Source organism: Ochrobactrum sp. SFR4 (genome assembly GCF_019730395.1).
GTDB lineage: Bacteria > Pseudomonadota > Alphaproteobacteria > Rhizobiales > Rhizobiaceae > Pseudochrobactrum.
Genome location: NZ_JAAPBB010001320.1, coordinates 1 through 239, shown reverse-complemented (window position 1 = coordinate 239; position 239 = coordinate 1). Strand labels below are relative to the sequence as shown.

Genomic DNA, 239 nt, shown 5'->3' with positions numbered 1-239 from the left:
GCCATCGACATTGATTCCTGACCACCGGCAACAATTACCGAGGCATCGCCATTGGCAATCTGCTGCAGCCCGAGCGCTACCGAGCGCAAGCCAGAACCGCAGAGCTGGTTGACGGCAAAGCCGGTTGTTTCAATCGGGCAACCCGCAGCGATTGCAGCCTGACGCACCGGATTCTGCCCTTGTCCTGCTGTCAGCACCTGACCAAAGATCACTTCATCAACATCAGCAGCGGCAACACC

1 protein-coding gene is annotated in these 239 nt (G+C 58.2%); it reads right to left on the bottom strand.

All coding sequences use genetic code 11. The features are described from left to right. Positions 1–239, bottom strand: a 239-nt coding sequence (locus tag HBA93_RS23300; RefSeq protein ID WP_502910191.1) for a thiolase family protein, incomplete at both ends; no start/stop codon positions are given.